At 61.9% G+C, this 24,693-nt stretch carries 21 protein-coding genes; 17 read left to right on the top strand and 4 right to left on the bottom strand.

Annotation, left to right across the window (positions count from 1 at the left end):
• Positions 1-55: 55 nt before the first annotated feature.
• On the top strand, positions 56-2,899 hold the full coding sequence (locus tag ACMUVN_RS08110; RefSeq protein WP_047614767.1) for a valine--tRNA ligase: 2,844 nt from the start codon (positions 56-58) through the stop codon (positions 2,897-2,899).
• A gap of 399 nt (positions 2,900-3,298) precedes the next feature.
• A complete protein-coding gene (locus ACMUVN_RS08105; protein ID WP_047614769.1) occupies positions 3,299-4,576 on the top strand; it encodes an OmpP1/FadL family transporter in 1,278 nt (425 codons plus the stop codon).
• Positions 4,577-4,598: 22 nt separating this feature from the next.
• Here the strand turns inward: ACMUVN_RS08105 and ACMUVN_RS08100 are convergent, their stop codons facing one another.
• Positions 4,599-5,342: a hypothetical protein gene (locus tag ACMUVN_RS08100; RefSeq protein WP_168332892.1), complete on the bottom strand. Its 744-nt coding sequence runs from the start codon at positions 5,340-5,342 to the stop codon at positions 4,599-4,601.
• Between ACMUVN_RS08100 and exoR the strand changes: the two genes are divergently transcribed.
• Complete coding sequence (gene exoR / locus ACMUVN_RS08095) at positions 5,296-6,099, top strand: exopolysaccharide production regulator ExoR (protein WP_047614771.1); 804 nt, start codon at positions 5,296-5,298, stop codon at positions 6,097-6,099. The two genes, ACMUVN_RS08100 and exoR, sit on opposite strands and share 47 nt — an antisense overlap.
• Before the next feature lie 51 nt (positions 6,100-6,150).
• Here exoR and xth read toward each other — a convergent pair whose 3' ends face one another.
• Both xth and erpA read right to left on the bottom strand, forming a co-directional pair.
• Positions 6,151-6,942, bottom strand: a complete 792-nt coding sequence (xth, locus tag ACMUVN_RS08090) for an exodeoxyribonuclease III (RefSeq protein WP_047614772.1) — start codon at positions 6,940-6,942, stop codon at positions 6,151-6,153.
• Positions 6,943-7,066: 124 nt separating this feature from the next.
• Positions 7,067-7,399 carry an iron-sulfur cluster insertion protein ErpA gene (gene erpA / locus ACMUVN_RS08085; RefSeq protein WP_047614773.1) on the bottom strand — a complete coding sequence of 111 codons (333 nt, stop codon included), beginning with the start codon at positions 7,397-7,399 and terminating at the stop codon, positions 7,067-7,069.
• Positions 7,400-7,621: 222 nt separating this feature from the next.
• On the opposite strand from erpA, the gene ACMUVN_RS08080 reads away from it, so the two are divergent.
• The 13 genes from ACMUVN_RS08080 (at position 7,622) to ACMUVN_RS08020 (ending at position 23,165) form a co-directional block, all read left to right on the top strand.
• A complete protein-coding gene (locus tag ACMUVN_RS08080) occupies positions 7,622-8,839 on the top strand; it encodes a deoxyguanosinetriphosphate triphosphohydrolase (RefSeq protein ID WP_047614775.1) in 1,218 nt (405 codons plus the stop codon).
• A gap of 65 nt (positions 8,840-8,904) precedes the next feature.
• On the top strand, positions 8,905-10,662 hold the full coding sequence (gene argS / locus ACMUVN_RS08075; RefSeq protein WP_168332890.1) for an arginine--tRNA ligase: 1,758 nt from the start codon (positions 8,905-8,907) through the stop codon (positions 10,660-10,662).
• A gap of 61 nt (positions 10,663-10,723) precedes the next feature.
• Positions 10,724-13,924, top strand: coding sequence for an SPOR domain-containing protein (locus tag ACMUVN_RS08070; RefSeq protein WP_414814984.1), 3,201 nt, complete (start codon positions 10,724-10,726; stop codon positions 13,922-13,924).
• Positions 13,925-14,036: 112 nt separating this feature from the next.
• Positions 14,037-15,050: a beta-N-acetylhexosaminidase gene (gene nagZ, locus ACMUVN_RS08065; protein WP_414814983.1), complete on the top strand. Its 1,014-nt coding sequence runs from the start codon at positions 14,037-14,039 to the stop codon at positions 15,048-15,050.
• An 18-nt stretch (positions 15,051-15,068) separates the two neighbouring features.
• Positions 15,069-15,926, top strand: coding sequence for a segregation and condensation protein A (locus tag ACMUVN_RS08060; RefSeq protein WP_047614779.1), 858 nt, complete (start codon positions 15,069-15,071; stop codon positions 15,924-15,926).
• Complete coding sequence (scpB, locus tag ACMUVN_RS08055) at positions 15,923-16,639, top strand: SMC-Scp complex subunit ScpB (protein WP_063475457.1); 717 nt, start codon at positions 15,923-15,925, stop codon at positions 16,637-16,639. Before ACMUVN_RS08060 ends, scpB begins: the two co-directional genes overlap by 4 nt.
• A gap of 185 nt (positions 16,640-16,824) precedes the next feature.
• Positions 16,825-17,016 (top strand): twin-arginine translocase TatA/TatE family subunit, encoded by a 192-nt coding sequence (locus ACMUVN_RS08050; protein WP_003538990.1) that lies wholly within the window; start codon positions 16,825-16,827, stop codon positions 17,014-17,016.
• Positions 17,017-17,067: 51 nt separating this feature from the next.
• A complete protein-coding gene (gene tatB / locus ACMUVN_RS08045; protein ID WP_063475458.1) occupies positions 17,068-17,679 on the top strand; it encodes a Sec-independent protein translocase protein TatB in 612 nt (203 codons plus the stop codon).
• A complete protein-coding gene (gene tatC / locus ACMUVN_RS08040) occupies positions 17,676-18,503 on the top strand; it encodes a twin-arginine translocase subunit TatC (RefSeq protein WP_414814982.1) in 828 nt (275 codons plus the stop codon). The genes tatB and tatC overlap by 4 nt, the downstream gene beginning before the upstream one ends.
• Before the next feature lie 101 nt (positions 18,504-18,604).
• Positions 18,605-19,888 carry a serine--tRNA ligase gene (serS, locus tag ACMUVN_RS08035; protein WP_063475459.1) on the top strand — a complete coding sequence of 428 codons (1,284 nt, stop codon included), beginning with the start codon at positions 18,605-18,607 and terminating at the stop codon, positions 19,886-19,888.
• A 4-nt stretch (positions 19,889-19,892) separates the two neighbouring features.
• On the top strand, positions 19,893-20,666 hold the full coding sequence (gene surE / locus ACMUVN_RS08030) for a 5'/3'-nucleotidase SurE (protein ID WP_017964058.1): 774 nt from the start codon (positions 19,893-19,895) through the stop codon (positions 20,664-20,666).
• The gene (locus ACMUVN_RS08025; protein WP_047614790.1) at positions 20,663-21,316 is read left to right on the top strand and encodes a protein-L-isoaspartate(D-aspartate) O-methyltransferase; all 654 of its coding nucleotides are present in this window, start codon (positions 20,663-20,665) and stop codon (positions 21,314-21,316) included. The genes surE and ACMUVN_RS08025 overlap by 4 nt, the downstream gene beginning before the upstream one ends.
• 244 nt (positions 21,317-21,560) lie before the next feature.
• The gene (locus ACMUVN_RS08020; protein ID WP_063475460.1) at positions 21,561-23,165 is read left to right on the top strand and encodes a peptidoglycan DD-metalloendopeptidase family protein; all 1,605 of its coding nucleotides are present in this window, start codon (positions 21,561-21,563) and stop codon (positions 23,163-23,165) included.
• Positions 23,166-23,256: 91 nt separating this feature from the next.
• Here the strand turns inward: ACMUVN_RS08020 and ACMUVN_RS08015 are convergent, their stop codons facing one another.
• Complete coding sequence (locus ACMUVN_RS08015; RefSeq protein WP_047614793.1) at positions 23,257-24,129, bottom strand: ATP-binding protein; 873 nt, start codon at positions 24,127-24,129, stop codon at positions 23,257-23,259.
• 206 nt (positions 24,130-24,335) lie between these two features.
• Between ACMUVN_RS08015 and yajC the strand changes: the two genes are divergently transcribed.
• Positions 24,336-24,683 (top strand): preprotein translocase subunit YajC, encoded by a 348-nt coding sequence (gene yajC / locus ACMUVN_RS08010; RefSeq protein WP_047614795.1) that lies wholly within the window; start codon positions 24,336-24,338, stop codon positions 24,681-24,683.
• The last annotated feature ends 10 nt before the right edge of the window (positions 24,684-24,693 follow it).

The raw sequence follows: 24,693 nt of genomic DNA, 5'->3' as shown, positions 1-24,693 counted from the left end.
CCCGTGGCCATCCTATTTACAACCTCCATCCTCGAACCTCGAAATTGGTCAGAAAATGCTCGACAAGACCTATGATTCCGCTGCCGTCGAACCAAAAATCGCCGCGAAATGGGATGAGGCGGACGCTTTCCGCGCCGGCGCGAACGCCAAGCCCGGGGCCGAGACCTTCACCATCGTGATCCCGCCGCCGAATGTCACCGGTTCGCTGCATATGGGCCATGCGCTGAACAATACGCTGCAGGATATCCTGGTCCGCTTCGAGCGCATGCGCGGCAAGGACGTGCTCTGGCAGCCGGGCATGGACCATGCCGGCATCGCCACGCAAATGGTCGTCGAGCGCAAGCTGATGGAACAGCAGCTGCCGGGCCGCCGCGACATGGGCCGCGACGCCTTCATCGACAAGGTCTGGGAATGGAAGGCCGAATCGGGCGGACTGATCTTCAACCAGCTGAAACGTCTGGGTGCGTCCTGCGACTGGTCGCGCGAACGTTTCACCATGGACGAGGGCCTGTCGAAGGCCGTTCTCGAGGTTTTCGTCACGCTCTACAAGGAGGGGCTGATCTACAAGGACAAGCGTCTGGTCAACTGGGATCCGAAGCTCCTGACGGCGATCTCCGACCTTGAAGTCGAACAGCACGAGATCAAGGGCAATCTCTGGCATCTTCGTTATCCGCTGGAGCCGGGCGTTACCTACCAGTACCCGATCGCTTTCGACGAGGAAGGCAAGCCGACCGAATGGGAAACGCGCGACTATATGGTCGTTGCGACCACGCGACCGGAGACGATGCTGGGTGATACCGGTGTTGCCGTCAATCCGGAGGACGAGCGTTACAAGTCGATCATCGGCAAGCACGTCATCTTGCCGATCGTCGGCCGCCGCATTCCGGTCGTTGCTGACGGCTACGCCGATCCGACCGCCGGTACCGGTGCCGTCAAGATCACGCCTGCGCATGACTTCAACGACTTCGACGTCGGCAAACGGGCTGGCCTGCGCGCGATCAACATCCTGAATATCGACGGCACGATCACCATCAAGGACAATGAGGATTTTCTCGAAGGCCTCGACAATCCGGCGGCGCTGCATGGCGCCTGGGATCGCCTGGAAGGGCAGGACCGTTTCTATGCGCGCAAGGTCATCGTCGAGATTTTCGAAGAGGCCGGCCTTCTCGACAAGATCGAGCCACACAAGCACATGGTCCCGCATGGCGACCGCGGCGGCGTGCCGATCGAGCCGCGGCTGACCGAACAATGGTATGTCGATGCCAAGACGCTCGCCGAGCCGGCGATCGCCTCGGTCCGCGAAGGCCGCACCAGGATGGTGCCGAAGAGCTGGGACAAGACCTATTACGAATGGATGGAAAACATCCAGCCCTGGTGCGTCTCCCGTCAGCTCTGGTGGGGTCACCAGATTCCCGCTTGGTATGGCCCGGACGGCCAGGTCTTCGTCGAAAAGACCGAGGAAGAGGCGCTGCAGGCGGCGATCCAGCATTACCTCTCGCATGAGGGGCCGATGAAGGCCTATGTCGAGGACCTGCTCGAAAACTTCAAGCCGGGCGAGATCCTGACGCGGGACGAGGACGTGCTCGACACATGGTTCTCCTCCGCGCTCTGGCCCTTCTCGACGCTCGGCTGGCCGGACGAGACGCCGGAGCTGGCACGTTATTACCCGACCAACGTTCTCGTCACCGGTTTCGACATCATCTTCTTCTGGGTCGCCCGCATGATGATGATGGGCCTGCACTTCATGAAGGACGAGGACGGGCAGCCCGTCGAGCCCTTCCAGACCGTCTATGTCCACGCGCTGGTGCGCGACAAGAACGGGCAGAAGATGTCGAAGTCGAAGGGCAACGTCATCGATCCCCTGGAACTGATCGACGAATACGGCGCCGACGCGCTGCGCTTCACCTTGGCGATCATGGCCGCGCAGGGCCGCGACGTGAAACTCGATCCGGCCCGCATCGCCGGCTACCGTAATTTCGGCACCAAGCTCTGGAACGCCACGCGTTTTGCCGAGATGAACGGGGCGAAGAGCGATCCGCATTTCGTGCCGGAGGCGGCCGAGCTCACCATCAACCGCTGGATCCTGACGGAACTTGCCCGTACGGAACGTGACGTTACGGAAGCACTCGAAGCCTTCCGCTTCAACGATGCCGCCGGTGCGCTCTATCGCTTCGTCTGGAACGAGGTCTGCGACTGGTATCTCGAACTCTTGAAGCCGGTCTTCAACGGCGAGGACGAGGGCGCCAAGGCTGAAGCCCAGGCCTGCAGCGCCTATATTCTCGAAGAGATCTACAAGCTGCTGCATCCCTTCATGCCCTTCATGACCGAAGAGCTTTGGGCCCATACCGCAGGCGATGGCAAAGAGCGCGACACACTGGTCTGCCACGCCGAATGGCCTGCGCCCTCCTATGCCGACGACGGCGCCGCCGACGAGATCAACTGGCTGATCGACCTCGTCTCCGGCATCCGCTCGGTGCGCGCTGAAATGAACGTGCCGCCGTCGGCGACAGCCCCGCTCGTCGTCGTCAAGGCCAACAGCCTGACGCGTGAAAGGCTGTTCCGCCACGACGCGGCCATCAAGCGGCTTGCGCGCGTCGAGGCGATATCGCTGGCGGAGGACGCGCCGAAGGGTGCCGCACAGATCGTTGTCGCCGAGGCCACCATCTGCCTGCCGCTCGGCAAGCTGATCGACCTTTCCGCCGAAAAGGCTCGGCTCGAAAAGGCGATTGCCAAGATGGAAGGCGAGATCTCCCGGATCGACGGCAAGCTCTCCAACGAGAAGTTCGTCGCCAATGCCAATCCCGAAGTGGTCGAGGCCGAACGCGAGCGCCTTGAGGAACTGAAGGGTCAGATCGGCAGCCTGACGACCGCTCTTTCCAGGGTGAGCGAAGCCGGGTAAATTTCCCCGACCCATTTTGGTAAGTTATTTCAAAGACGCGCCCTCTGCGGGGTGCGTCTTTTTTACTGCTGCCTCATGCGATTCGGTCCCGAACCAGCAGATTTTAGGCGTCTCAGCCTGTGGATTGTTGTCGTACAAGGGGCCTACCGGCGAAAAGTGCCACTGTTGTCGGATTGATACAGCTTCTGCAATGTTTGGAATGAAAACCCAAAAGTACCGCTGAAATGCCGCCAAGTTCGAAAAAAATTTTATTAACCAGATTTTTTGACGTGTCCGTCAATTTCTTTACGTAAATTAGCCACTGCAATGGCCGGGAGCGCCGCTGAGGGGCGCGTTGCCATATCACGCGAACACTTACTAGAGTGGGGTCACATCAATTGCTGGAGTGGGGGAGACACAATGGCATCTCGTAGGTTTTCCAAGGGCATAACATCGCTCGTTCTTTTTTCGTCGCTTGCATCGCCATCCTTTGCCGGCGGTCTGGAGCGCGGCGGATACAATATCGACCTTCTCTTCGACAATTCGCGGTTTGCCGTGCAGTCCGGTGCGACCTATGTCATGCCGCAGCGTAAGCTGAAGAACGTCAAGGACACCGATCCCACCGATGGCCTCGGCACCAACGGCATCGGCGGCGGTTCGACCACGGCGGATGATACCGAGGATTACTGGGTCCCCTATCTCGGCGTGAAGGTTGGTCTCGGCGACTCGATCGACTGCATGGGCGATTTTTCGACACCCTTCGGCGCACACACCAATCCCGGCGCTGACTGGCTTGGCGTCAACGACAATATCGAAACCAAGATCAGCACCCGCAATTACGGCGCCACCTGCTCCTATCGTTTCGATATGGGTCCCGGCCAGCTTCGCCTGATCGGCGGCGGATTCTATCAGACGGTCGAAGGTTTCAAGACGCGCCTCGTGGCGCCGATCACCACAATGCCGGCCGCGCTGATCTATGACGGCACTGGTCGTCTGGATCTTGCCGACCAGGCTATGGGATGGCGGGCGGGCATCGCCTACGAAATCGAGGAATATGCCTTCCGCGCCAGCCTGGTCTACAACAGCAAGGTCAAGTATGACGATCTCACCGGCACGGTCGACCTGACCGAGGTGCCGAAGGCCGCCAATCCCAAAAATCCCTACCTCGGTGTCGTGACGCCGGTCTATGGGGAGGCCGAGGCGCCGGATTCCGTTGAGCTCAAGCTTCAGAGCGGCATTGCGCCCGACTGGCTCGCCTTCGGGTCGGTCAAGTGGACGAACTGGAGCGTGCTGCAGTCGATCGCCTTCTGCCCGAAGGCCACCAAGGGCGTCGTCGCCTGCTCCGCCAGCAGCCAGCTCACCTCGCTCGATCTCTTCTACCGCGACGGCTGGACGGTCAGCGGCGGCGTCGGCCACAAGTTCAACGACCAATGGTCCGGTGCCCTCAGCCTGACCTGGGATCGCGGCACGAGCCAGGGCTACGGCGCCCAGACCGATACATGGACGCTCGGCGCAGGTGTCGCCTATACGCCGGTCGAGAATGTCGAGTGGCGTCTGGCCGGCGCGCTCGGCATCATGACGGGCGGGGATTCCGGTACCTACGTCTATAATGGCCGGACCTATGGCAACGACGTCTCCTATTCCTTCGGCGACGATCTGGTCGCGGCTCTTTCCACCAGCGTAAAGGTCAAGTTCTGATCCTGCGATCCAAGTAAAAGTGTTAAAGCCCGGCAGTTTGCCGGGCTTTTCTTTGGGCGGTCGGCAAGACAAATCGACGTTCCAATTTGTGACGATTCAGCAACACTTTTTTACGACGATTGGCGTAAGGTGGCGGCGGGGCGAATTTGTCCATTTCCCGCCACAAAGAGGGCGCAGCGCTATTTGCAGGCGAGGAGATGGCAGGCTTACGGTGCGTGTAAATAGTAGCATGGGTCGATTTTTTTCCGGTAACACCAGATCGCACGGCGCGATTGGCGACAGTCGTTTGATTGCAGTCGTTTCGCTTTCCGAACAAGGCTGTTCCGGCCGCCAATCCGGCCTCGCGATGACGTCGCCGATCCATCCATTGTCGTTGTTTTCGACCCGTTCGGATGAGCAGCCTAGCTTTGCCGGAGACGTCGATACCGCTTTCGTCACATTTGCTGTTTACGAATGCGATGAGGCGGGAAGGCGGATGCCGCACCTGCCGAAAGAATGCCACGGAGATTGCAGTCGGGGCCATGCCGGGAGCCGGGTGGTTCTGAATGATGGGCTGAGAATAGCGCCTTTGAGAAAAGGCCACTGGGCTGGATGCGACGCGGGTAAGGGAGCCATTGAGCTCGCCGCGGGATCGCTCGCCTCGAAGGAATACATCCGCGGGATGCAGGGCGCGAGCGCCGTTGCCGCCTGCCTGAGATGAACGAAAGAAATCGGTTGAAATGGTGACGTCCGAGTTCAAACTGTTCAAATTCATGCTGATGGGCATGTCGATAGCCGTCGCGCTGGCGCTGTCCGGTCCGTGCCGCGCATTCGATATCAAAGGCGGCGTCAGCAAGGAATCCGGACCCTTCGACCTCTTCAAGTTCGGCTTCAAGGCCTACAAGAACGGCCAGAAGGAAGAGGCGGTGGAAGCCTATAGATACGCCGCCGAAAAGGGGCACACCGGCTCGCGCTGGGCGCTTGCCAACATGTATGCCGATGGCGACGGCGTCACCCAGGATGATTTCGAAGCCTTCAAGATCTATAGCGAGATCGCCCAGCAGGGCGTCGAGCCCGGTTCGGAAGATACCGGCTTCTTCGTCAACGCGCTGCTTTCGCTCGCCAACTATTACAAGCACGGCATTGCCGGCAGCCCGGTCAGGATCGACCTCAGCCAGGCACGCCAACTTTATTTCCAGGTGGCCTCCACCTTTGGCGTCCCCGAAGCGCAGTTCCAGCTGGCGCAGATGATGCTCGCCGGCGAGGGCGGCAATGCCAGCCCGCAGCAGGCGAAGAAATGGTTGAACCAGGCCCGCAAGAGCGGCCATCCCGGCGCCATGGCGGTCTTCGGCAATATCCTGTTCGACGAAGGCCAGACGGCCCGTGGTCTGGCGCTGATGACGGCGGCACTCGACCGCTGCAAGCCCAAGGACTGTGGCTGGATGGAAGCGTTGCAGGAGCAGGCCTTCTCTGTTGCGAACGAGGCCGACCGCCGCACGGCGGTATCCCTCTCGCACAGCATCGCGACCGGTTCCGACGACTAGAGGAGTGCCGTGCATCCTTTCGGACCCACGGCACGGTAAGGCGGAAAAGCCTCAGCCTGCAAAATCGAAATAGGCGATAACAGGCACGTGGTCGGACGGCTTTTCCCAAGCCCGCACATGTTTCTCGATCGCGGCCGACGTCATCCGGTCGGCGGCTTCCGGCGACAGCATCAGATGGTCGATGCGGATGCCGTTGTTCTTCGGCCAGGCGCCGGCCTGATAATCCCAGAAGGAATAGAACTGCGTCGCATCCGTCGTCGCGCGCACCGCATCCGTCAGCCCGAGATTTTCGAGCCGGCGGAACGCCGCCCGCGTCTGCGGCAGAAACAGCGCATCGTTTTCCCAGACCTTGGGATCGAAGCAGTCGTGCGGTTCCGGGATGACATTGTAATCGCCGGCAAGGACCAGCATCTCCTCATAGGCCAGCCGTTCGGCGGCGAACGCCCGCAGGCGCTCCATCCAGGCGAGCTTGTAGGGATATTTCTCCGTGTCGACGGGATTGCCGTTCGGCAGGTAGAGGCAGCAGACACGCAGGATGCGCGTGTCGGGGAGCGTGAACACGGCTTCGAGGAAACGCGCCTGTTCGTCCAGCGGGTCGCCGGGTAGGCCGCGGTTCACTTCGAAAGGGGAACTCTTGGAGAGGATCGCCACGCCGTTGAAGCCCTTCTGGCCGTGCGTCTCGACGTGATAGCCGAGCGCCTCGATCTCCAGCCGCGGAAACCCTTCGTCGACGGTTTTGATTTCCTGCAGGCAGACGATATCGGGATCGGAATCCTTGAGCCATTGCGTGAGATTGTCGATGCGCGCCTTAACGCCGTTGATGTTCCAGGTCGCGATCTTCATGGCTCTGTCCCGTTAGCTTCGTGCGCTTCTTTTATCGCGGTATTTCACCAGGGGACAAGACGATAAACCGGCCGGAAATAACTCTTCGGCCGGTTCGTTGGGGAGAAGGCCGTGCGTTCAGAAGTCAGATCGAGAAGCTGGTGCCACAGCCGCAGCTTGCCACCGCGTTCGGGTTCTTGATCTGGAAGGATTGGCCAAGCAGATTGTCGACGAAGTCGATCTCCGAGCCTGCCATATAGACGAGCGACAGGCTGTCGATCAGCACCTTGGCATCGTTCTTTTCGACGACGATGTCGTCGTCGCCGGCGCCGTCGGCAAGATCGAACTTGTAGGAAAAGCCCGAACAGCCGCCGCCTTCGACGGAAACGCGCAACGCGCTCTTGCCGGCTTCGGCGCCGACGATCGCAGCGATACGCTTTGCCGCGGCATCTGAAAGGGTTACACTCGTATCCGTCATGTTTCCTCCTGCCGGGGTCAAGATCCGGAGAGAATGGGTTTTGGCACTGAAATGTTCAAATGCCTGATATCAAAGAAACTTACCATAATCCTGGCGAAAAGGCGATGATACGCCGATGCGGTTGAGAAAGCGCCTCTTTGCCGTTTTATCGGGCTATAGGTATGAAGGGCGAAGAGCGGCGTCAATGGGCAGATGCGGCAACATGCAGGATGACGGTGAAGAATGACGATCGATACGCGTGCTTTGGGTTTCGGCAGCAGTGAGAGGGCGGTCTATGCGGCCGACCCCTGGACGAGCCGCGGACGACTCTATCAGGAAGACGGAAGCCCGACGCGCTCCGATTTCCAGCGCGACCGCGACCGCATCGTCCACACCACCGCCTTTCGCCGGCTGAAGCACAAGACGCAGGTCTTCATCGCCCAGGATGGCGATCATTACCGCACCCGGCTGACCCATACGATCGAGGTGGCGCAGATCGCCCGCGCGCTCGCCCGCGCCCTGAAGCTCGACGAGGATCTGGCCGAAGGCGTCGCCCTCGTCCACGATTTCGGTCACACGCCCTTCGGTCACACCGGCGAGGACGCGCTGCACGAGGTGCTGCTGCCCTATGGCGGCTTCGACCACAATGCACAATCGCTGCGCATCGTGACCAAGCTGGAGAGGCGTTATGCCGAATTTGACGGCATCAACCTGACATGGGAAAGCCTCGAAGGTCTCGTCAAGCACAATGGTCCGCTTCTGACGCCGGATGGCGTCGGCACGCGCGGCCCCGTTCCCCAGCCGATCCTCGATTATTGCGAGCTGCACGATCTCGAGCTTGCAAGCTATGCCAGCCTCGAGGCCCAGGTCGCGGCGATCGCCGACGACATCGCCTATAATACCCACGATATCGATGACGGCCTGCGTTCCGGTTACCTGACTTTCGAGATGCTGGAGGAAATCCCATTTCTCGCCGGGCTGATGGCCGAGGTGAGGGAGCGATATCCGCATCTGGAGCCGAGCCGCTTCACCCATGAAATCATGCGCCGCCAGATCACCCGCATGGTCGAAGACGTCATCGGCGTCGCGCAGGCGCGTCTTTCCCTCCTTCGCCCCGAGAGCGCCGGCGACATCCGCGGCGCCGGTCAGGTGATCGCCACCTTTTCCGAGGCGATGGCCGAGACCGACCGGCAGATCAAGGCGATGCTCTTCAAACGCATCTACCGCAATGCCGATATCATGCGCATCCGCGCCGGCGCGGCAAAGATCGTCACCGATCTGTTTGGCGCCTACATGGCCAATCCCAAGGAGATGCAGAGCCATTACTGGGTCGATCATATCGCCGGCCTGTCCGATGCGCCGAAGGCCCGCCATGTCGGCGATTATCTCGCCGGTATGACCGACACCTATGCGATCAGCGCCCACAGGCGGTTGTTTGACCACACTCCGGATTTGCGATAGGCAGCGGTCGCCCACGCCGAGGCCCGATTTGAGCCTTTGGCACAGCCTATGCATGGAAGAGTGCGATGAACCTTTTTACCGACTTCGAAGCCAGGATCAAAACCGCCCTTGAACAGATCGATCTGGTCAGGGAAAAGCGATCTGAGCTCGATTTCGGCCGCATCACCGTCGAGCCGCCGCGTGACGCGAGCCATGGCGATGTCGCGACCAATGCCGCGATGGTGCTGGCAAAACCGCTCGGAACCAATCCGCGCGCGCTGGCCGATGTCATCATCGCCAAGCTGAAAGAGGATGCCGACGTCGCCGATGTCTCGGTTGCCGGCCCCGGTTTCATCAACATCCGTCTCGCCGTCGGCTACTGGCAGCGGCTGCTCGCCTCGATCATCGGCGCCGGCACCGATTACGGCCGCTCGACGCTGGGTGAGGGCAGGAAGGTCAACGTCGAATATGTCTCGGCCAATCCGACCGGCCCGATGCATGTCGGCCATTGCCGTGGCGCCGTCGTCGGCGACGCGCTTGCCAACCTGCTGGCTTTTGCCGGTTACGGCGTCGAGAAGGAATATTACATCAACGATGCCGGCTCGCAGATCGATGTGCTCGCCCGCTCCGTTTTCCTGCGTTATCGCGAAGCGCTCGGCGAAAAAATCGGCGAAATCCCTTCGGGTCTCTATCCCGGCGACTATCTCGTGCCCGTTGGCCAGTCGCTTGCCGCCGATTACGGCGTGCGGCTGCACAACATGCCGGAAGAGCAATGGATGCCGATCGTCAAGGACCGCACCATCGATGCGATGATGGTGATGATCCGCGACGATCTCGCGGCGCTGAACGTCCATCACGACGTCTTCTTCTCCGAGCGCACCCTGCATGCCAATGGGGCCGCGGCGATCCGCACGGCGATCAACGACCTGACCTTCAAGGGCTATGTTTACAAGGGCACGCTGCCGCCGCCGAAGGGCCAGCTTCCCGAGGATTGGGAGGATCGCGAACAGACATTGTTCCGCTCCACCGAAGTGGGTGACGATATCGACCGGCCGCTGATCAAGTCGGACGGCGCCTACACCTATTTCGCCGCCGACGTGGCCTACTTCAAGAACAAGTTCGACCGTGGTTTCGACGAGATGATCTATGTGCTCGGCGCCGATCATGGCGGCTACGTCAAGCGCCTGGAAGCGGTTGCACGCGGCGTTTCGGATGGTAAGGCGAAGCTGACGGTGCTGCTTTGCCAGCTCGTCAAGCTCTATCGAAACGGCGAGCCGGTGAAGATGTCGAAACGCTCCGGCGATTTCGTCACGCTTCGGGACGTCGTCGAGGAAGTCGGTCGTGATTCGGTCCGCTTCATGATGCTCTACCGCAAGAATTCCGAGCCGCTCGACTTCGATTTCGCCAAAGTGACCGAACAATCGAAAGATAATCCTGTTTTTTACGTGCAGTATGCGCATGCCCGCTGCATGTCGGTCTTCCGGCAGGCGAGGGAGGCTTTTCCCGACCTCGAAGTTTCGCCCGAGGATCTCGCGAAAACCGTTGCTGGCATTGGTGATCCGGCCGAATTGCAGCTTGTCGCCAAGCTCGCCGAATTCCCGCGGATCGTCGAGGCGGCCGCCCAGTCGCAGGAGCCGCATCGCATCGCTTTTTACCTCTACGACGTCGCAAGTTCGTTCCACGCGCACTGGAACAAAGGTAAAGATCAGCCGGAATTACGATTTGTTAATGATAAAAACCGAGAATCAAGTATTGCCAGACTTGGGCTGGTGTACGCCGTCGCGTCGGTTTTGAAGTCGGGACTTGCCATTACAGGCACTGCCGCACCGGACGAAATGCGATAACGTCACCATTTCCCCACAATGCGCTGGCATTTGAGCGTTGGCGTTTGCGAGTGGGATAGGCATGGCTGATAAACAACTTGCGTATGATACGCGCGGAAAAGACGATCTGTTTGCCGACGACGATCCGTTGGCCGAACTTGCCCGTATCGTCGGCTTCGAGCCGCGTGTTGCAGCGAATACGATGACCGAGGCGGCTCGGCGCGAGCCGGCCCTCGATCTCGAGGAAGAGCTTGGGCGCGAGTTCGACCGATACGATTCGCCACGTCCGCTCGCAGAGCTCGACCGGCCCGCCGAGCCGATCTCTGACGACCTGCCTGAAGATTACGTCGAGCCCGTTCTCGATGTTTCTCCCGCTGACGAACGTGCGGAGGCTGCTGAGCCGGTGTCCGTCGCTCCCGATGATGCTGACGAAGACGTGACTTTGGCCGTGGAGAATCAGGACACGCCCGCCGCCGACTGGGCGGAGCAGCTTTCCCCTGAGCCCGCTCCCGAAGCGTCGGTGCAGTCGGTCTTCGGCGGTGCGCGCGACCTCATCGAGGAGCTTGAGCTGTCGATCGGTGCAGCACCGGTCTCTTCGCTGCCGCAACCCGCCAAGGCGCCGCAATGGTCGGCTGCCAGCATCAGGCTGCCGCTCGCCAATTTCCATGCCGCGAAGCGCGAGGAGCCGGTTGTTGCGCCGGCGCCTGTGGCCGAAACGGTCGCAGCACCGGTCGCTGAAGCGCCGTCCGTCGATCTTCCTGTGGTCGAGCCGCAATCTGTAATCGAACCGCCGGCGTCTGTCGCCGCTGTCGAGCCCTCCGAGGAATTCGAATCCGCTTCGCCGTCGCTTGGCTTCCCCGCCGAACTCGATCGCCATGATGAGGTCGTCGCGTCGGAAGAGGCTGCCGAGGCCGAGGAATTTGTCGAAATCGAAGACGGGCTGGAGGATTTCGGCTCCGACGCCGGTTTCGATCTCATTGCCGCGGCCGTCGAAGGCGAGGTCCAGGCTGATGCGGCGCTGACTGAGGTCGTGCCGGAAGTTCCACACACTGCCGGCACGTTCGATCTCGACGATCTGCTGGCCGACGTCTCGCGTTATCCGGTGCCGCAACGCGCCAATCCGGCGCCCGTTTCGCCGCAGCCCGCATCGATCGAGGCGGCACCCGTTCCTGCCGTCCCGGTGGCCGCAGCACCTGTTCAGCCCGAGGTGATCGCGCCCGCACCGGTCGCCGCAGCATTCGTCCGACCTGCTCCGATCGAGCCTGCTCCGGTCTATGCTGCCGAAGCCGCACGGCCTGTCGCGCCGCAACTTGCCGAAGTTGTTGCGCCGCAGCCTGCTGTAACGGCATATTCGCAGGCGCCGCAGCCCGTACCGGAAGCCGACGATCCCTTCGCCGGCCATGATTTCGAACTGGATCTTGCCGGCATCGAACTGGAACTCGCCGATCTCGATTTCTCCGAGCAGATCGAGCCTGCGCCGCAGCCGATAACCCCTGCGCCGCAGCAGGTCGCCGCCGTCGCTCCGCGGCCGGCTCCCGTTTTTGCGCCTGAGCCGCCAGCTCCTGCTCCCCAGCAGGATGCCGCCGCCTCGGTGCGGCCCGCTCCGGCCGCCGTTTCTGAGCCGCAGGCGCCAGCTCCGGCGCCGGCTTTCAACTGGGCGGCGCCTGTCGCCGAATCCACCGAAGACTTGCCTTTCGATCCGGCGATGATCTCCGATCCGGAGGATCGTCCCGAGACCGTCGACGATATGCATGTGCCGGCGCTGCCGCCGGTGGAGCAGCCTGCGCCGGTCGCAAAAACTGCGGATTTCGATTTCGATCTCGACGCAGAGATCGCCAGCTTCTTTGAGCCGGCCAAGCCGCGGGAAACCCCGGCGCCGGTCCGGGATACGGCTGCTGCCGCGGCAAAGCCGGTCAAGCCCACCATCGCCGATGGCCTCGATGATTTCGAACGGGCGCTGGAGGAGGATTTCCGCCGCAGCGTGCGCGAACCGGTCGAGCGCCGTGAAACCTCCGAAGTCCGTATCGAATCGGCAAGCCAGGCCGCTGATTTCAGCCGCGCCCGGTCGATGCGCCGGCTGCTGGCCGGGGCTGTCGTGCTCGTCGTTTTTGCCGGCGTTGGTTATGGCGTCTATTCCTCCGTCTGGAACGGCGAGGGGCTCGGCATTGTTGCAACCGGCGAGCCGCGCGTGATCACCGCCGACAAGGATCCGGTCAAGGTCGTTCCGGAAAATCCGGGCGGCAAGACCGTGCCGAACCAGGATAAGGCTGTCTACGACCGCGTCGCGGGTTCTGCCGAGGAGCCGAAGCAGAAGGCGCTCGTTTCTTCCGACGAGGCGCCCGTCGATGTCGTCCAGCGTACCCTGACACCGGAAGCGCTGCCTGAGGACGACGAGAACGCCAATGCCGGTGATCAGGTCACGCCGACCGCGGTCGGTGAGACGCAGGATCCGCGTCTGCTGCCGAACCAGGACAATGCCGACAACGCTTCTGCAACCGATGCCGACAAGGCGCCGTCCGTTTCGCCGCGCAAGGTCCGCACGATGATCGTCAAGCCTGACGGCACCTTGGTCGCACGCGAGGAGCCGGCGCCCGCCGACCAGCCGACACAGGCGGCGCAGTCTGCCCAGCCGACGCAGTCGGCTCTGCCGCCGTTGACGGCCCAGACGACGCTATCGACCCCGACTGCGCCTCCGGTCGCCGGAACGGCCGCAAGTTTCCCGGCAAGCGCCGAGGTTGCTTCCGCCGATGCTCGTTCTGCAGCACCTGCTGAAACCGCGCCGGCTGAGCCGCCGCTTGCAGGCAGCGCCGACGCGCAGGCCGCAAATCCCGCCCCGGTCGAGCCGCCGGTGCGCCCGGTCAAGAGCTCGGCGATTGCCGATACCGCTCCGATCCCGACCGCCCGTCCGGTCGACCAGCCCGTCAACGTCGTCGGCACCGTGACCGAGAAGGGCAATGTCCGGCCGCCTGCACAGCAGACGACGGCTGAGGTCGCGGCCGCAGCACCGGTTGCCGCAAAGCCGCAGCAGGCTGCGTCCGCCGGCGGCTACGGCATCCAGATCGCCTCGCTGCCGTCGGAAGACGAGGCGAACAAATCCTATGCCAACCTGTCGAAGAAATTCGCCGGTGTGCTTGGCGGCCGTAGCCATGAGATCCGCAGGGCCGATATCGCCGGCAAGGGCACGTTCTACCGTGTTCGCATTCCGGCCGGTTCCAAGGACGAGGCGGCTGCGCTCTGCGAACAGTATCGCGCCGCGGGCGGAAGCTGCCTGATCTCCAAGTAAGAATCAGGCTCATTGATATCGGAAGCGGCGGACCGGATTGGTCCGCCGCTCTTTTTTGTGCATCGCGCTGGACCTTGCTCGCATTTGGCCGGGCGCCGTCTATGATTCTCACATGACCGAATCAAAAGCGATGATCCTTGGCTGCAGCGGCCTTGCCCTCACATCCGAAGAAAAGGCCTTTTACCGGGGCGAACGGCCCTGGGGCTTCATCCTCTTCGGGCGCAACATCTCCGAAGCCCGGCAGATCACCGATCTCGTCGCCGATCTGCGCGAAAGCGTCGGCTGGCATGCGCCGGTGCTGATCGACCAGGAAGGCGGCCGCGTCCAGCGCATCCGCCCGCCCATTCTGGCGCGTTATCCTTCCGGCCAGGCGCTCGGCGATATTTATCGCCGCGACCCGGCGCTTGGCCTCCGGGCCGCATGGCTGATGTCGCGGCTGCATGCCTTCGACCTTTCGAGCCTCGGCATCGATGTCGATTGCCTGCCGGTGCTCGACGTGCCGGTGGAGGGCAGCAGCAACGTCATCGGCGACCGCGCCTATGGCGGCGATCCCGACACCGTCATCGCCATGGGCCGGGCGGCTGCCGAAGGCCTGAAGGCCGGCGGCCTGTTGCCTGTGATGAAGCATATGCCCGGCCACGGCCGCGGTTTCGCGGATTCACATCTGGAACTGCCTGTCGTCACCGTCTCGCGTGATGAGCTGGAGACCCACGATTTCCCGCCCTTTATCGCGATGAAGGACGAGTTGATGGCGATGACCTGTCACCTCGTCTTCACTGCCATCGACCCGGACAATCCGGCGACGACCTCGCGCAAGGTGATCGACGGCATCATCCGTCAGCATATCGGCTTTACCGGTCTGCTGCTCTCCGACGACAGCTCGATGAACGCTCTTTCCGGTACGATCGGTGAGCGTGCGGCGAATATCATTGCAGGCGGATGCGATATCGTGCTGCATTGCAATGGCGATATGGACGAGATGCGGGATGTCGTGGCAAATGTTCCGCCGCTCGCCGGCATCTCGCTTGCCCGCGCAAAAGCGGTGGAAGCAGGCTTCGCGGCGCCGGATAGGTCCGACGAAGCGGAATTGAGGGTGGAATTCGAGGCGATGTTTGCGACGGTCTGATCGTAAGGGAGCAGCTAGGTGAGCACGGTCAAGGGCACGGAACGTCCGCAGGCGGCAACGCCGATGGACAAGCTGTGGCAGGATAACGGTGCCGAGCGCGCCAGCCACGAGCCAGCGCTGGTGATTGACGTCGCCGGCTTCGAAGGCCCGCTCGACCTCTTGCTCTATCTCGCCCGCAACCAGAAGGTCGACCTGTCGCGCATCTCGGTGCTGGCGCTTGCCGAGCAATATCTGCTCTTCATCGAAAGCGCCCGGCGGATCCGCATCGAGCTGGCCGCCGATTATCTCGTCATGGCCGCCTGGCTTGCCTATCTCAAGTCACGGTTGCTCATTCCCCAGCAGGTCAAGGATGACGGTCCTTCGGGCGAGGAACTGGCGGCAACGCTCGCCTTCCGCCTGAAACGCCTGGAAGCCATGCGCCGGGCGGCGGAGGGCCTCGTCAATCGCAACCGTCTCGGCCGCGATATCTTCGTGCGTGGCGCCCCCGAGCATATTCCCGACCGTCAGCAATCCGCTTATGCGGCAAGCCTCTACGATCTCCTGACCGCCTATGCGGCGCTGCGGCAGCGCAATGCCGTCACCCAGGTGACGATCGAGCGGCGCAGTGTCTGGTCGCTGACCGATGCCCGCGAGCTGTTGACCCAGATGATCGGCGAGATCGGTGACTGGACGGCGATGGAGCATTACCTGCTGCGTTATCTCGCAGCACCCGAGGAACGCGTCACGGCAATCGCCAGCGCCTTTGCCGCCTCGCTGGAGCTGGTGCGTGAGGGCAAGCTCGAAATCCGTCAGGATGGCGCCTTTCAGCCGATATACATGCGCCGCGGTCCGAAACATGCCACGCTGCAGGTGGTGGAGCAGGAGCAGCCGGCTTGATCGATCCGAAGAGCGAAGAGGATTTCGAAGGCGATTTCGACGACAGGAGCCGCGAACTGCAGGCCGAGATCGAGGCCGAGCGCATCGCCGAGGCGCTGGTCTTCGCCTCGTCGCAGCCGGTCTCCGAAGGCTTCCTCGCCGAGCGCCTGCCTGAGAAGACCGACGTGCGCGCCATCATGCTGCGCCTGAAGGAGCAGTATGCGCCGCGGGGCGTCAATCTGGTCCAGGTCGAGGGCGCCTGGGCCTTCCGCACTGCCGCCGACCTGTCATTCATCATCCGCCGTGATGACAATGAGGTGAAGAAGCTTTCGCGCGCAGCATTGGAAGTGCTGGCGATCATTGCCTATCACCAGCCGGTGACGCGCGCCGAGATCGAGGATATCCGTGGCGTCCAGACCTCGCGCGGCACGCTCGACGTGTTGATGGAGGCCGGCTGGGTGCGGTTCCGCGGCCGCCGGCGCACGCCGGGCCGGCCGGTGACATTGGGCACGACACGCGATTTCCTCGACCATTTCGGTCTCGAAGAGCTGCGTGACTTGCCGGGTCTCGAAGAGTTGAAGGGAGCGGGCTTGCTGTCGGGCCGCATTCCGGCGAATTTCAATATTCCCTCGCCGTTGATGAACGACGAACTGACCGAGGACGAAGACCCGATCACCCAGATGGACCTCGAGGAATTGGGGTTGTTGGCGCCGCGCGGCACCTCTGAAGATTGAGGGGTTTGCGTCTTGCTTTTGCCATGCATGGCGAAAACAATAGAACCAGCACTTTTCGGCGGGTCAATGGCTTGTCACAAAGGGCGATACCGTGACATTAAGCGCAGTTCAAAGGGCTTGATGTTGGAAACGGTGTCGGAAATCCTTACATCGTGGGAACATAGAAACAGGGAGTAAGCGTAATGATGGGTTCTTTTAGCATGTGGCACTGGCTGATCGTTCTGGTCATCGTGCTGTTGTTGTTCGGTCGCGGCAAGATTCCGGAACTGATGGGCGACGTTGCCAAGGGCATCAAGAGCTTCAAGAAGGGCATGACGGACGAGGACGCGCCGGACACGGCAAAGACCGTCGATCACAAGGCCGACGAAACGAAGTAACCAAGTCCGGGAAAAAGCGCAGCCCCCGCGCTTCCCGTCCAGGAGCCTTGCATGTTCGATATTGGCTGGACCGAGCTTTTGGTCATCGCGGTCGTACTGATCGTGGTGGTCGGTCCCAAGGATTTGCCGCCGATGCTGCGCGCTTTCGGCAAGATGACGCAGCGCGCCCGCAAGGTGGCGGGTGAATTCCGTGCGCAGTTCGACGAAGCGTTGCGCGAAGCCGAGCTTGACGATGTCCGCCAGACGATCAGCGACGCCCAGAAGCTCAACCCGGTCAACAGCCTGCGCGAGGCGATGAACCCGCTTCGCCAGATGGGCAACGAGATCAAGGCCGACCTGCAGAAGTCGACCGTGGTCACGGAAAACAAGACCGAGGTGCCGGCTGCTGTTGTCTCTGCCCCGACGCCGTCGATGAGCCTGCCGGAAACGCCGCCGCTGGTACCCGCGCCTGCGCAGCCTGAACCCGTCGCAGCAGCGGCTGTCCAGGCCGATACGGTTGCCGCCAAGCCGAAACCCGTGCGCAAGCCGCGCGTCAAGGCTGCCGACAAAATCGATGCTGCGGCGGCCGTTGCCGTGCCTGTGGAAAAACCGAAGCGCGCGACGGCAGCCAGGAAGCCTGCAACGCCGAAGAAGCCGGCGCAGACGAAGAAGGACGAGGCATGAGCGGTGATATCGAAGACAAGCCGCAGCCGCTGATCGAGCACCTGATGGAGCTGCGCACGCGGCTGATCTGGTCGATCGGCGCGTTTTTCGTCGCCTTCATCGCATGCTTCTTTTTTGCCAAGCATCTCTTCAATTATCTGGTCATTCCCTACAAGACGGCCGTGGTGTGGGCGCATCTCGATGTCGAGAAGGCGCAGCTCATCTACACCGCGCCGCAGGAATTCTTCTTTACCCAGGTCAAGGTGGCGATGTTCGGCGGCCTGGTGGTCGCTTTTCCGATCATTGCCGCCCAGGTTTACAAGTTCGTGGCGCCGGGCCTCTACAAGAACGAACGTCAGGCCTTCCTGCCGTTCCTGATCGCTTCGCCGGTCCTGTTCCTGATGGGCGCTGCTCTCGTCTATTTCTTCTTCACGCCGATGGTCATGTGGTTCTTCCTGTCGATGCAGCAGGCGCCGGGTCATGACGAGGTGGCGATCTCGCTGATGCCGAAGGTCTCGGAATATCTGAGCCTCATCATGACGCTGGTCTTCTCCTTCGGCCTTGTCTTCCAGCTTCCCGTCGTCACCACGCTGCTTGCCCGTGTCGGCCTGCTGACGTCGCAATGGCTTGCCGAAAAGCGCAAGTTCGCCATCGTCCTCGCCTTCGTCGTTGCCGCCGTGCTGACGCCGCCGGACCCGATGTCTCAGATCGGCCTTGCGATACCGACGATCCTTCTCTACGAGATTTCCATCTATGCGGCGCGACTCGTGGAGCGCCAGCGTGCCCGGCAGGCGGTCGAAAAGGACACCGGATCCGCGGACGTTGCCAAGACGGACGGCGTCTGAGCGGCGATCCCAATCCCCCTTTGTGAGCGCCGCTTAACATCCGGTCGAGGCCCGATCAGGCTTTGGCCGGGTCATCTCTGTTGCAACGACCTGGAACGACGATGCTCGATATCAAATGGATCCGTGAGAATCCCGAAGCGCTCGATGCCGCCCTTGCCAAGCGCGGGGCGGAGCCTCTGGCCCAAAGTCTCGTTGCCCTCGATGAAAAGCGCCGCTCCGCCGTGCAGAAGGCGCAAGACTTGCTGTCTCGCCGCAACATCGCCTCCAAGGAGATTGGCGCGGCGATGGCTCAGAAGAACGGCGAGCTCGCCGAGAAGCTGAAGGCCGAGGTCGCAGAATTGAAGACCCTGCTGCCGGCGGTCGAGGAAGAAGACCGGCAGCTGACGGCCGAACTGAACGACGCACTCTCGCGCATCCCGAACATCCCCTTCGACGACGTCCCGGTCGGCAGGGACGAGCATGACAATGTCGTCACCCGCACCGTCGGCGAAAAGCCGCGCTGGAACCACGCGCCGAAGGAACACTTCGAAATCGGCGAGGCGCTCGGCTATATGGATTTCGAGCGCGCCGCCAAGCTCTCCGGTTCGCGCTTCACGGTTCTAACCGGGCCGCTCGCCAAGCTCGAGCGCGCGCTCGGCCAGTTCATGATCGATCTCCACACCAGCGAGCACGGCTATACCGAAGTCAGCTCGCCCCTGATGGTGCGCGACGAGGCCGTCTATGGCACTGCCCAACTGCCGAAATTCGCCGAGGATCTCTTCAGGACGACGGACGGCCGCTGGCTGATCCCGACGGCCGAAGTGACGCTCACCAATCTGGTGCGCGAAGAAATCCTCGATCAGGACAAGCTGCCGCTCCGCTTCACCGCATTGACGCCGTCTTTCCGCTCGGAAGCGGGATCCGCCGGCCGCGATACGCGTGGCATGCTGCGCCAGCACCAGTTCTGGAAATGCGAACTCGTCTCGATCACCGACGCCGAGAGCGCCGTTGCCGAGCACGAACGGATGACCGCCTGCGCCGAGGAGGTGCTGAAACGCCTCGGCCTGCATTTCCGCACCATGACGCTTTGCACCGGCGACATGGGCTTCGGTTCGCGCAAGACTTACGACCTCGAAGTCTGGCTGCCGGGACAGAATGCCTTCCGCGAAATTTCCTCCTGCTCGGTCTGCGGTGATTTTCAGGGCCGGCGGATGAATGCGCGCTACCGCGGCAAGGATGACAAGAACAACAGGTTCGTCCACACGCTGAACGGTTCCGGCACCGCCGTCGGTCGCTGCCTGATCGCTGTCCTTGAAAATTATCTGAACGAGGACGGCTCCGTCACGATTCCGGACGTTTTGCTCCCCTATATGGGCGGATTGACCAAGATCGAACGGGCGGCCTGAGGCGATGCGCATCCTGCTTACGAATGACGACGGCATTCACGCCGAAGGGCTCGCCGCCCTGGAGCGGATCGCGCGCACGCTGTCCGACGATGTCTGGATCGTTGCGCCCGAAACCGACCAGAGCGGCCTGGCCCATTCGCTGAGCCTGTCTGAACCGTTGCGGCTGCGCAAGATTTCCGACAAGCATTTCGCGCTGCGCGGCACGCCGACCGATTGCGTCATCATGGGCATCCGGCAGGTGATGGACATCAAGCCGGATCTCGTGCTGTCAGGCGTCAATTCAGGTTCGAACGTTGCCGACGACGTCACCTATTCCGGCACGATCGCCGGCGCCATCGAGGGCACGATGCAGGGCGTGCGCTCCTTCGCGCTGAGCCAGGCCTATCTCTATGAGGACGGCGCGCGCATCGTGCCGTGGGAGGTCTGCGAAACGCATGCCCCAGCGCTCCTGGAAAAGCTGATGGTGCTGGACCTGCCGGAGGGCACGTTCCTCAATCTCAATTTCCCGAACTGCCGTCCCGACGAGGTCGATGGCGCGGAGGTGACCATGCAGGGCAAGCTCGCCTTCAACCTGCAGGTCGACGCGCGCTCCGATGGCCGGGGCTTTCCCTACTACTGGCTGAAGTTCGGCGAACGCGCCGGCGCCTTCATCGAAGGCACCGATATTCACGCCTTGAAGCATAATAAGATCTCGGTAACGCCTTTGAAACTTGATCTGACCGATTATTCCGTGACGGACCGCGTGGCGCGGGCCTTGGGATACGGAGCACAAGTTTGACGGCTAAACTGGCGGAGAAGGAGGGCTTTGCGGCGCTCGTCCTCAGATTGCGTGCCGAAGGCATCTCCGACCTCGATCTGCTGACGGCGGTCGAGCAGACGCAGCGGTCACTGTTCGTGCCGCCGCAATTCGCCGACGACGCCTATTCGAGCCGGACGATACCGATCGAATGCGGCTCCTTCCTCGAAGGCATCGATTTTGCCGTCCGCATCCTGCATCACCTGAAGCTCAAACCAGGACAGCGCGTTCTGGAGATCGGCACCGGCAGCGGCTTTACCGCCGCCGTCATGGGCCGCATGGCCGAGCGTGTTCTGTCCATCGACCGCTACAAGACGCTGACCACGGCAGCGCAGCGACGCATGGAATCGCTTGGTCTGCGCAGCGTCATCGTTCGCCATGCCGACGGAAGCGCCGGCATGCAGGGAGAGGGAACTTTCGACCGCATCCTGGTGACGGCCGCCTTCAATGCCATGCCGCGCTTTTATACCGACCAGCTCGTTTCCGGCGGTTCGATGATCGCGCCACTGATGATTTCAGAAAACGAGTGCCGCATGGTGCGGCTGACGAAAACCGGCAGCCGTTTCGAACGCGAGGAACTGTTCGAAGCTCCCTATCTGCCGATCGTTCCGCGGCTTGCCTCGCTGCTGTAGGGCCTGGCTGCCGCAGGCATAAATGTTTTTCGGCCGGATCGGCCTGAAATCTGAATATGCATCACAATCAGAAAAGCGCTCGAAGTTTTGGGCATCATGCTCCGCGCACTGCGATTTTTTACCCCTAAGCCTATGGTTATCAACTTCTCAAAAATATCGCACTGATTCCAGCATCTTAACCGCGTGGTAATACTAACGCGTTTTAATAGACTCACAAATGGTTGCGTTCTCAGTGGGTCGAGTCATGCGTTTCAGTCTTTCGCCAAAGTTCGGGAAGTCGGCCGGTAATCTTCTGGTTGTTGGCCTGCTGGCAAGTGCCGCAACGGGCTGCAGTTCCGATGTGACACGGTTTGGCGGCTTGTTTTCCTCCTCAGGGCAGGATCAGATCACCACAAGTTCCATTCCGCGCAGGAATATGAACGGTTCTCAGGGTGATCCGGTGCCGCGTGCCGATCTCGGCGGTTCGGCCGTTGCGAGCCAGCAGGGCTATGGCGGCGGCAATGACGCGCTGAATCAGCCTTATCCCGCCCGCCCAAGTTACGATCCGATCCGCGCGTCGAGCTCGAGCGCGCGTCTGGCTTCCGCGCCGGTCTCGGTACAGCGGACAGAACTTGCCGCACCGTCGGCTGTGGCGCCATCCCGCCAGCGGGAAAAGGAAGTTGCGCTCGCCCAGCCTTTCCCGGCTACGCCGCAGGCTGAAAAGCCGCGGTTGGTGGCGCCGGCGGCACCCAAGGTGACGCCCGATTCTTTGACGACAGGCACGACGCCGAGGGTTTCCGGCTGGTCCGCAACCAATGCCCCTTCGGTGACGCTGCGTCCGGGTGAAAACATTGCCACGCTCTCCAGGCGCTTCGGTGTTCCGGAAAAGGAAATCCTTCGCGTCAACAATCTGAAGACCGCATCTGCCGCCCAACCCGGCCAGGCGATCCTGATCCCGACCTTCAACGGCGGCAATGCCGCCAAGGCGGCATCGCAGACGGCCGATCTCTCCAAGCCCGGCAAGCTGCCGGAGCCGGTCAAGGCGCCGGAGCAGAATGTCGCTGTCGTTCCAGGCGCCAATTCCGCCCGCGACAAGACCATGGCGAACGCCGATGTCACCGGCAAGCTTCCGGTCGGCGCCGGCAAGGATCCGAAAGCGCCCGCCGGCACCTATGTCGTCAAGCAAGGCGATTCGCTGGCAAAGATCGCCAAGGCGACCGGTACCAATGTCGACGATCTCAAGGTCGCCAATAGTCTTTCGGCTAGCTCGCTGCGCGTCGGTCAAGCCCTGAAGATCCCGAACGGCACCGCCGACAACATCAAGACCGCCTCGATCCCGGCCGAGAAGGTCGATCCGAAGCCGACCCAGCCGGCTGCCGCCCAGCAGACGGCTTCCGTTCAGCCCGCGCCCTACAAGGCGCCGGCTGCCACCCAGACCGTCGACGATGTCGAGAAGAAGTCGGACGTCAGCTCCGACGCGCCGGAATCGACCGGCATCGGCAAATATCGCTGGCCGGTGCGCGGCCAGGTCATTGCTTCATACGGCGCCAACGTCAACGGCAACCGCAATGACGGCATCGATATTTCGGTACCGCAGGGCACGCCGATCAAGGCTGCCGAAAACGGCGTCGTCATCTATGCCGGCAACGGCCTGAAGGAACTCGGCAACACGGTTCTCGTCCGTCACGACGACGGCACCGTCACCGTCTACGGCAACGCCGATACGCTGAGCGTCACTCGCGGCCAGAAGATCCAGCGCGGCCAGACCGTCGCGGTCTCCGGAATGAGCGGCGACGTCAAGCAGCCGCAGGTCCATTTCGAGGTGCGCAAGGACGCGTCCCCGGTCAACCCGATGACTTTCCTGGAATAGGTACAGCGTACCAGGAAGCGCAAAAGCCCGGCCACCCGCCGGGCTTTTGTTTTTTGGCATGTCGTCCGAACTGCGCCTGATGCTAGGCGATTTAGGCTCTGTCGATGTGAACGCGCATGCGCCCGGCCAGATCCTGGATATACTGCCAGGCGACACGGCCGGAGCGCGCGCCGCGGGTCGTCGCCCATTCCAGCGCCTCCGCATGCATCTTGCTGCGGTCGAGCCCGAGCTTGAAGTGATCGGCATAGCCGTCGATCATGCCGAGATAATCCTCCTGGCTGCATTTATGGAAGCCGAGCCAGAGGCCGAAGCGGTCGGAAAGCGAAACCTTCTCCTCGACCGCCTCCGACGGATTGATCGCCGTCGACTGCTCGTTTTCCATCATGTGCCGCGGCAGAAGATGGCGCCGGTTGGAGGTGGCGTAGAAGAGCACATTGTCCGGTCGTCCTTCGACGCCGCCGTCGAGCGCTGCCTTCAGCGACTTGTAGGCGGTGTCGTCGTGATCGAAAGAGAGATCGTCGCAGAAGACGATCACGCGGTGCGGTGTGTCCTTCAACAGGTCGAGCAGGTTGGGAAGGCTGGCGATATCCTCGCGATGGACTTCGACCAGCTTCAGCGAGACGCCGCTTTCGCGCCTGACATCCTCGTGCACGGCCTTGACCAGCGAGGATTTGCCCATGCCGCGCGCGCCCCAGAGCAGCACATTGTTGGCGGCATAACCGTCGGCGAAACGCACCGTATTCTCATGCAGGATGTCGCGCACGTGATCGACGCCGCGGATGAGCTTCAATGCCACCCGGTTCGGTCGCTTGACCGGCTGCAGATGCTGGCGCGATGGTGCCCAGACGAAACAGTCGGCGGCATCCCAGTCGTTGAGGGTAGGCGCCGGTCCGGCAAGACGCTCGACGGCGTCTGCGAGCCGTCTCAGTTCGGCAAGCAGGGCTGTGTTGATTTCCTCGGTCATCGGTGGCCTCCTGATTTCTCACTGCGGCAATCTGCTTTGATCTTTGGATGCCGGGTACCATGGCGTTTTGACGGCGGAAAGGTTATGAGGCAGCGGAATCGGTACTGTTTCCGGCTGTTTCTGTTGCATTCATCGAAGCGGTAACTATAGTCCGGCAACCTGAAAAGAGAGGCGGAGTTCCGCCGCCCAAGCCTGAGGAGTTTAGCATGTTCATCACCCCGGCATTCGCCCAGAGCGCGACCGATACCGCAACGGGATTCGGCGGCTCCGGTTTCGAAATGATCATCCTGTTCGTGCCGCTGATGGTCGTCTGGTACTTCCTGCTGATCCGTCCGCAGCGCGCACAGGCAAAAAAGCGTGAGGAGACCCTGAAGGCGATCCGTCGCGGCGACCAGGTCGTCACCGGTGGCGGTCTCGTCGGTAAGGTCACCAAGGTCATCGACGACAAGGAAGTTGAAGTCGAGATCGCTGAAGGCGTTCGCGTGCGTATCGTCCGCAGCGGCATTTCGGACGTCCGCGTCAAGGGTGAACCAGTCAAGGCCGACGCAGCGTAACAAGCGATAA

Source organism: Rhizobium sp. IY2 (genome assembly GCF_047532935.1).
GTDB classification, from domain to species: Bacteria; Pseudomonadota; Alphaproteobacteria; order Rhizobiales; family Rhizobiaceae; genus Rhizobium; species Rhizobium anhuiense.
Note: the sequence above shows the minus strand (reverse complement) of the source record. Positions and strands in the feature narration are given on the sequence as shown.

Bases quoted from the DNA above. Each gene is read 5' to 3' on its own strand.
- ACMUVN_RS08110 (WP_047614767.1), top strand. From the start codon at position 56: ATGCTCGACAAGACCTATGATTCCGCTGCCGTCGAACCAAAAATCGCC.
- ACMUVN_RS08105 (WP_047614769.1), top strand. From the start codon at position 3,299: ATGGCATCTCGTAGGTTTTCCAAGGGCATAACATCGCTCGTTCTTTTT.
- exoR (WP_047614771.1), top strand. From the start codon at position 5,296: ATGGTGACGTCCGAGTTCAAACTGTTCAAATTCATGCTGATGGGCATG.
- ACMUVN_RS08100 (WP_168332892.1), bottom strand. From the start codon at position 5,342: ATGCCCATCAGCATGAATTTGAACAGTTTGAACTCGGACGTCACCATT.
- xth (WP_047614772.1), bottom strand. From the start codon at position 6,942: ATGAAGATCGCGACCTGGAACATCAACGGCGTTAAGGCGCGCATCGAC.
- erpA (WP_047614773.1), bottom strand. From the start codon at position 7,399: ATGACGGATACGAGTGTAACCCTTTCAGATGCCGCGGCAAAGCGTATC.
- ACMUVN_RS08080 (WP_047614775.1), top strand. From the start codon at position 7,622: ATGACGATCGATACGCGTGCTTTGGGTTTCGGCAGCAGTGAGAGGGCG.
- argS (WP_168332890.1), top strand. From the start codon at position 8,905: ATGAACCTTTTTACCGACTTCGAAGCCAGGATCAAAACCGCCCTTGAA.
- ACMUVN_RS08070 (WP_414814984.1), top strand. From the start codon at position 10,724: ATGGCTGATAAACAACTTGCGTATGATACGCGCGGAAAAGACGATCTG.
- nagZ (WP_414814983.1), top strand. From the start codon at position 14,037: ATGACCGAATCAAAAGCGATGATCCTTGGCTGCAGCGGCCTTGCCCTC.
- ACMUVN_RS08050 (WP_003538990.1), top strand. From the start codon at position 16,825: ATGGGTTCTTTTAGCATGTGGCACTGGCTGATCGTTCTGGTCATCGTG.
- tatB (WP_063475458.1), top strand. From the start codon at position 17,068: ATGTTCGATATTGGCTGGACCGAGCTTTTGGTCATCGCGGTCGTACTG.
- tatC (WP_414814982.1), top strand. From the start codon at position 17,676: ATGAGCGGTGATATCGAAGACAAGCCGCAGCCGCTGATCGAGCACCTG.
- serS (WP_063475459.1), top strand. From the start codon at position 18,605: ATGCTCGATATCAAATGGATCCGTGAGAATCCCGAAGCGCTCGATGCC.
- surE (WP_017964058.1), top strand. From the start codon at position 19,893: ATGCGCATCCTGCTTACGAATGACGACGGCATTCACGCCGAAGGGCTC.
- ACMUVN_RS08020 (WP_063475460.1), top strand. From the start codon at position 21,561: ATGCGTTTCAGTCTTTCGCCAAAGTTCGGGAAGTCGGCCGGTAATCTT.
- ACMUVN_RS08015 (WP_047614793.1), bottom strand. From the start codon at position 24,129: ATGACCGAGGAAATCAACACAGCCCTGCTTGCCGAACTGAGACGGCTC.
- yajC (WP_047614795.1), top strand. From the start codon at position 24,336: ATGTTCATCACCCCGGCATTCGCCCAGAGCGCGACCGATACCGCAACG.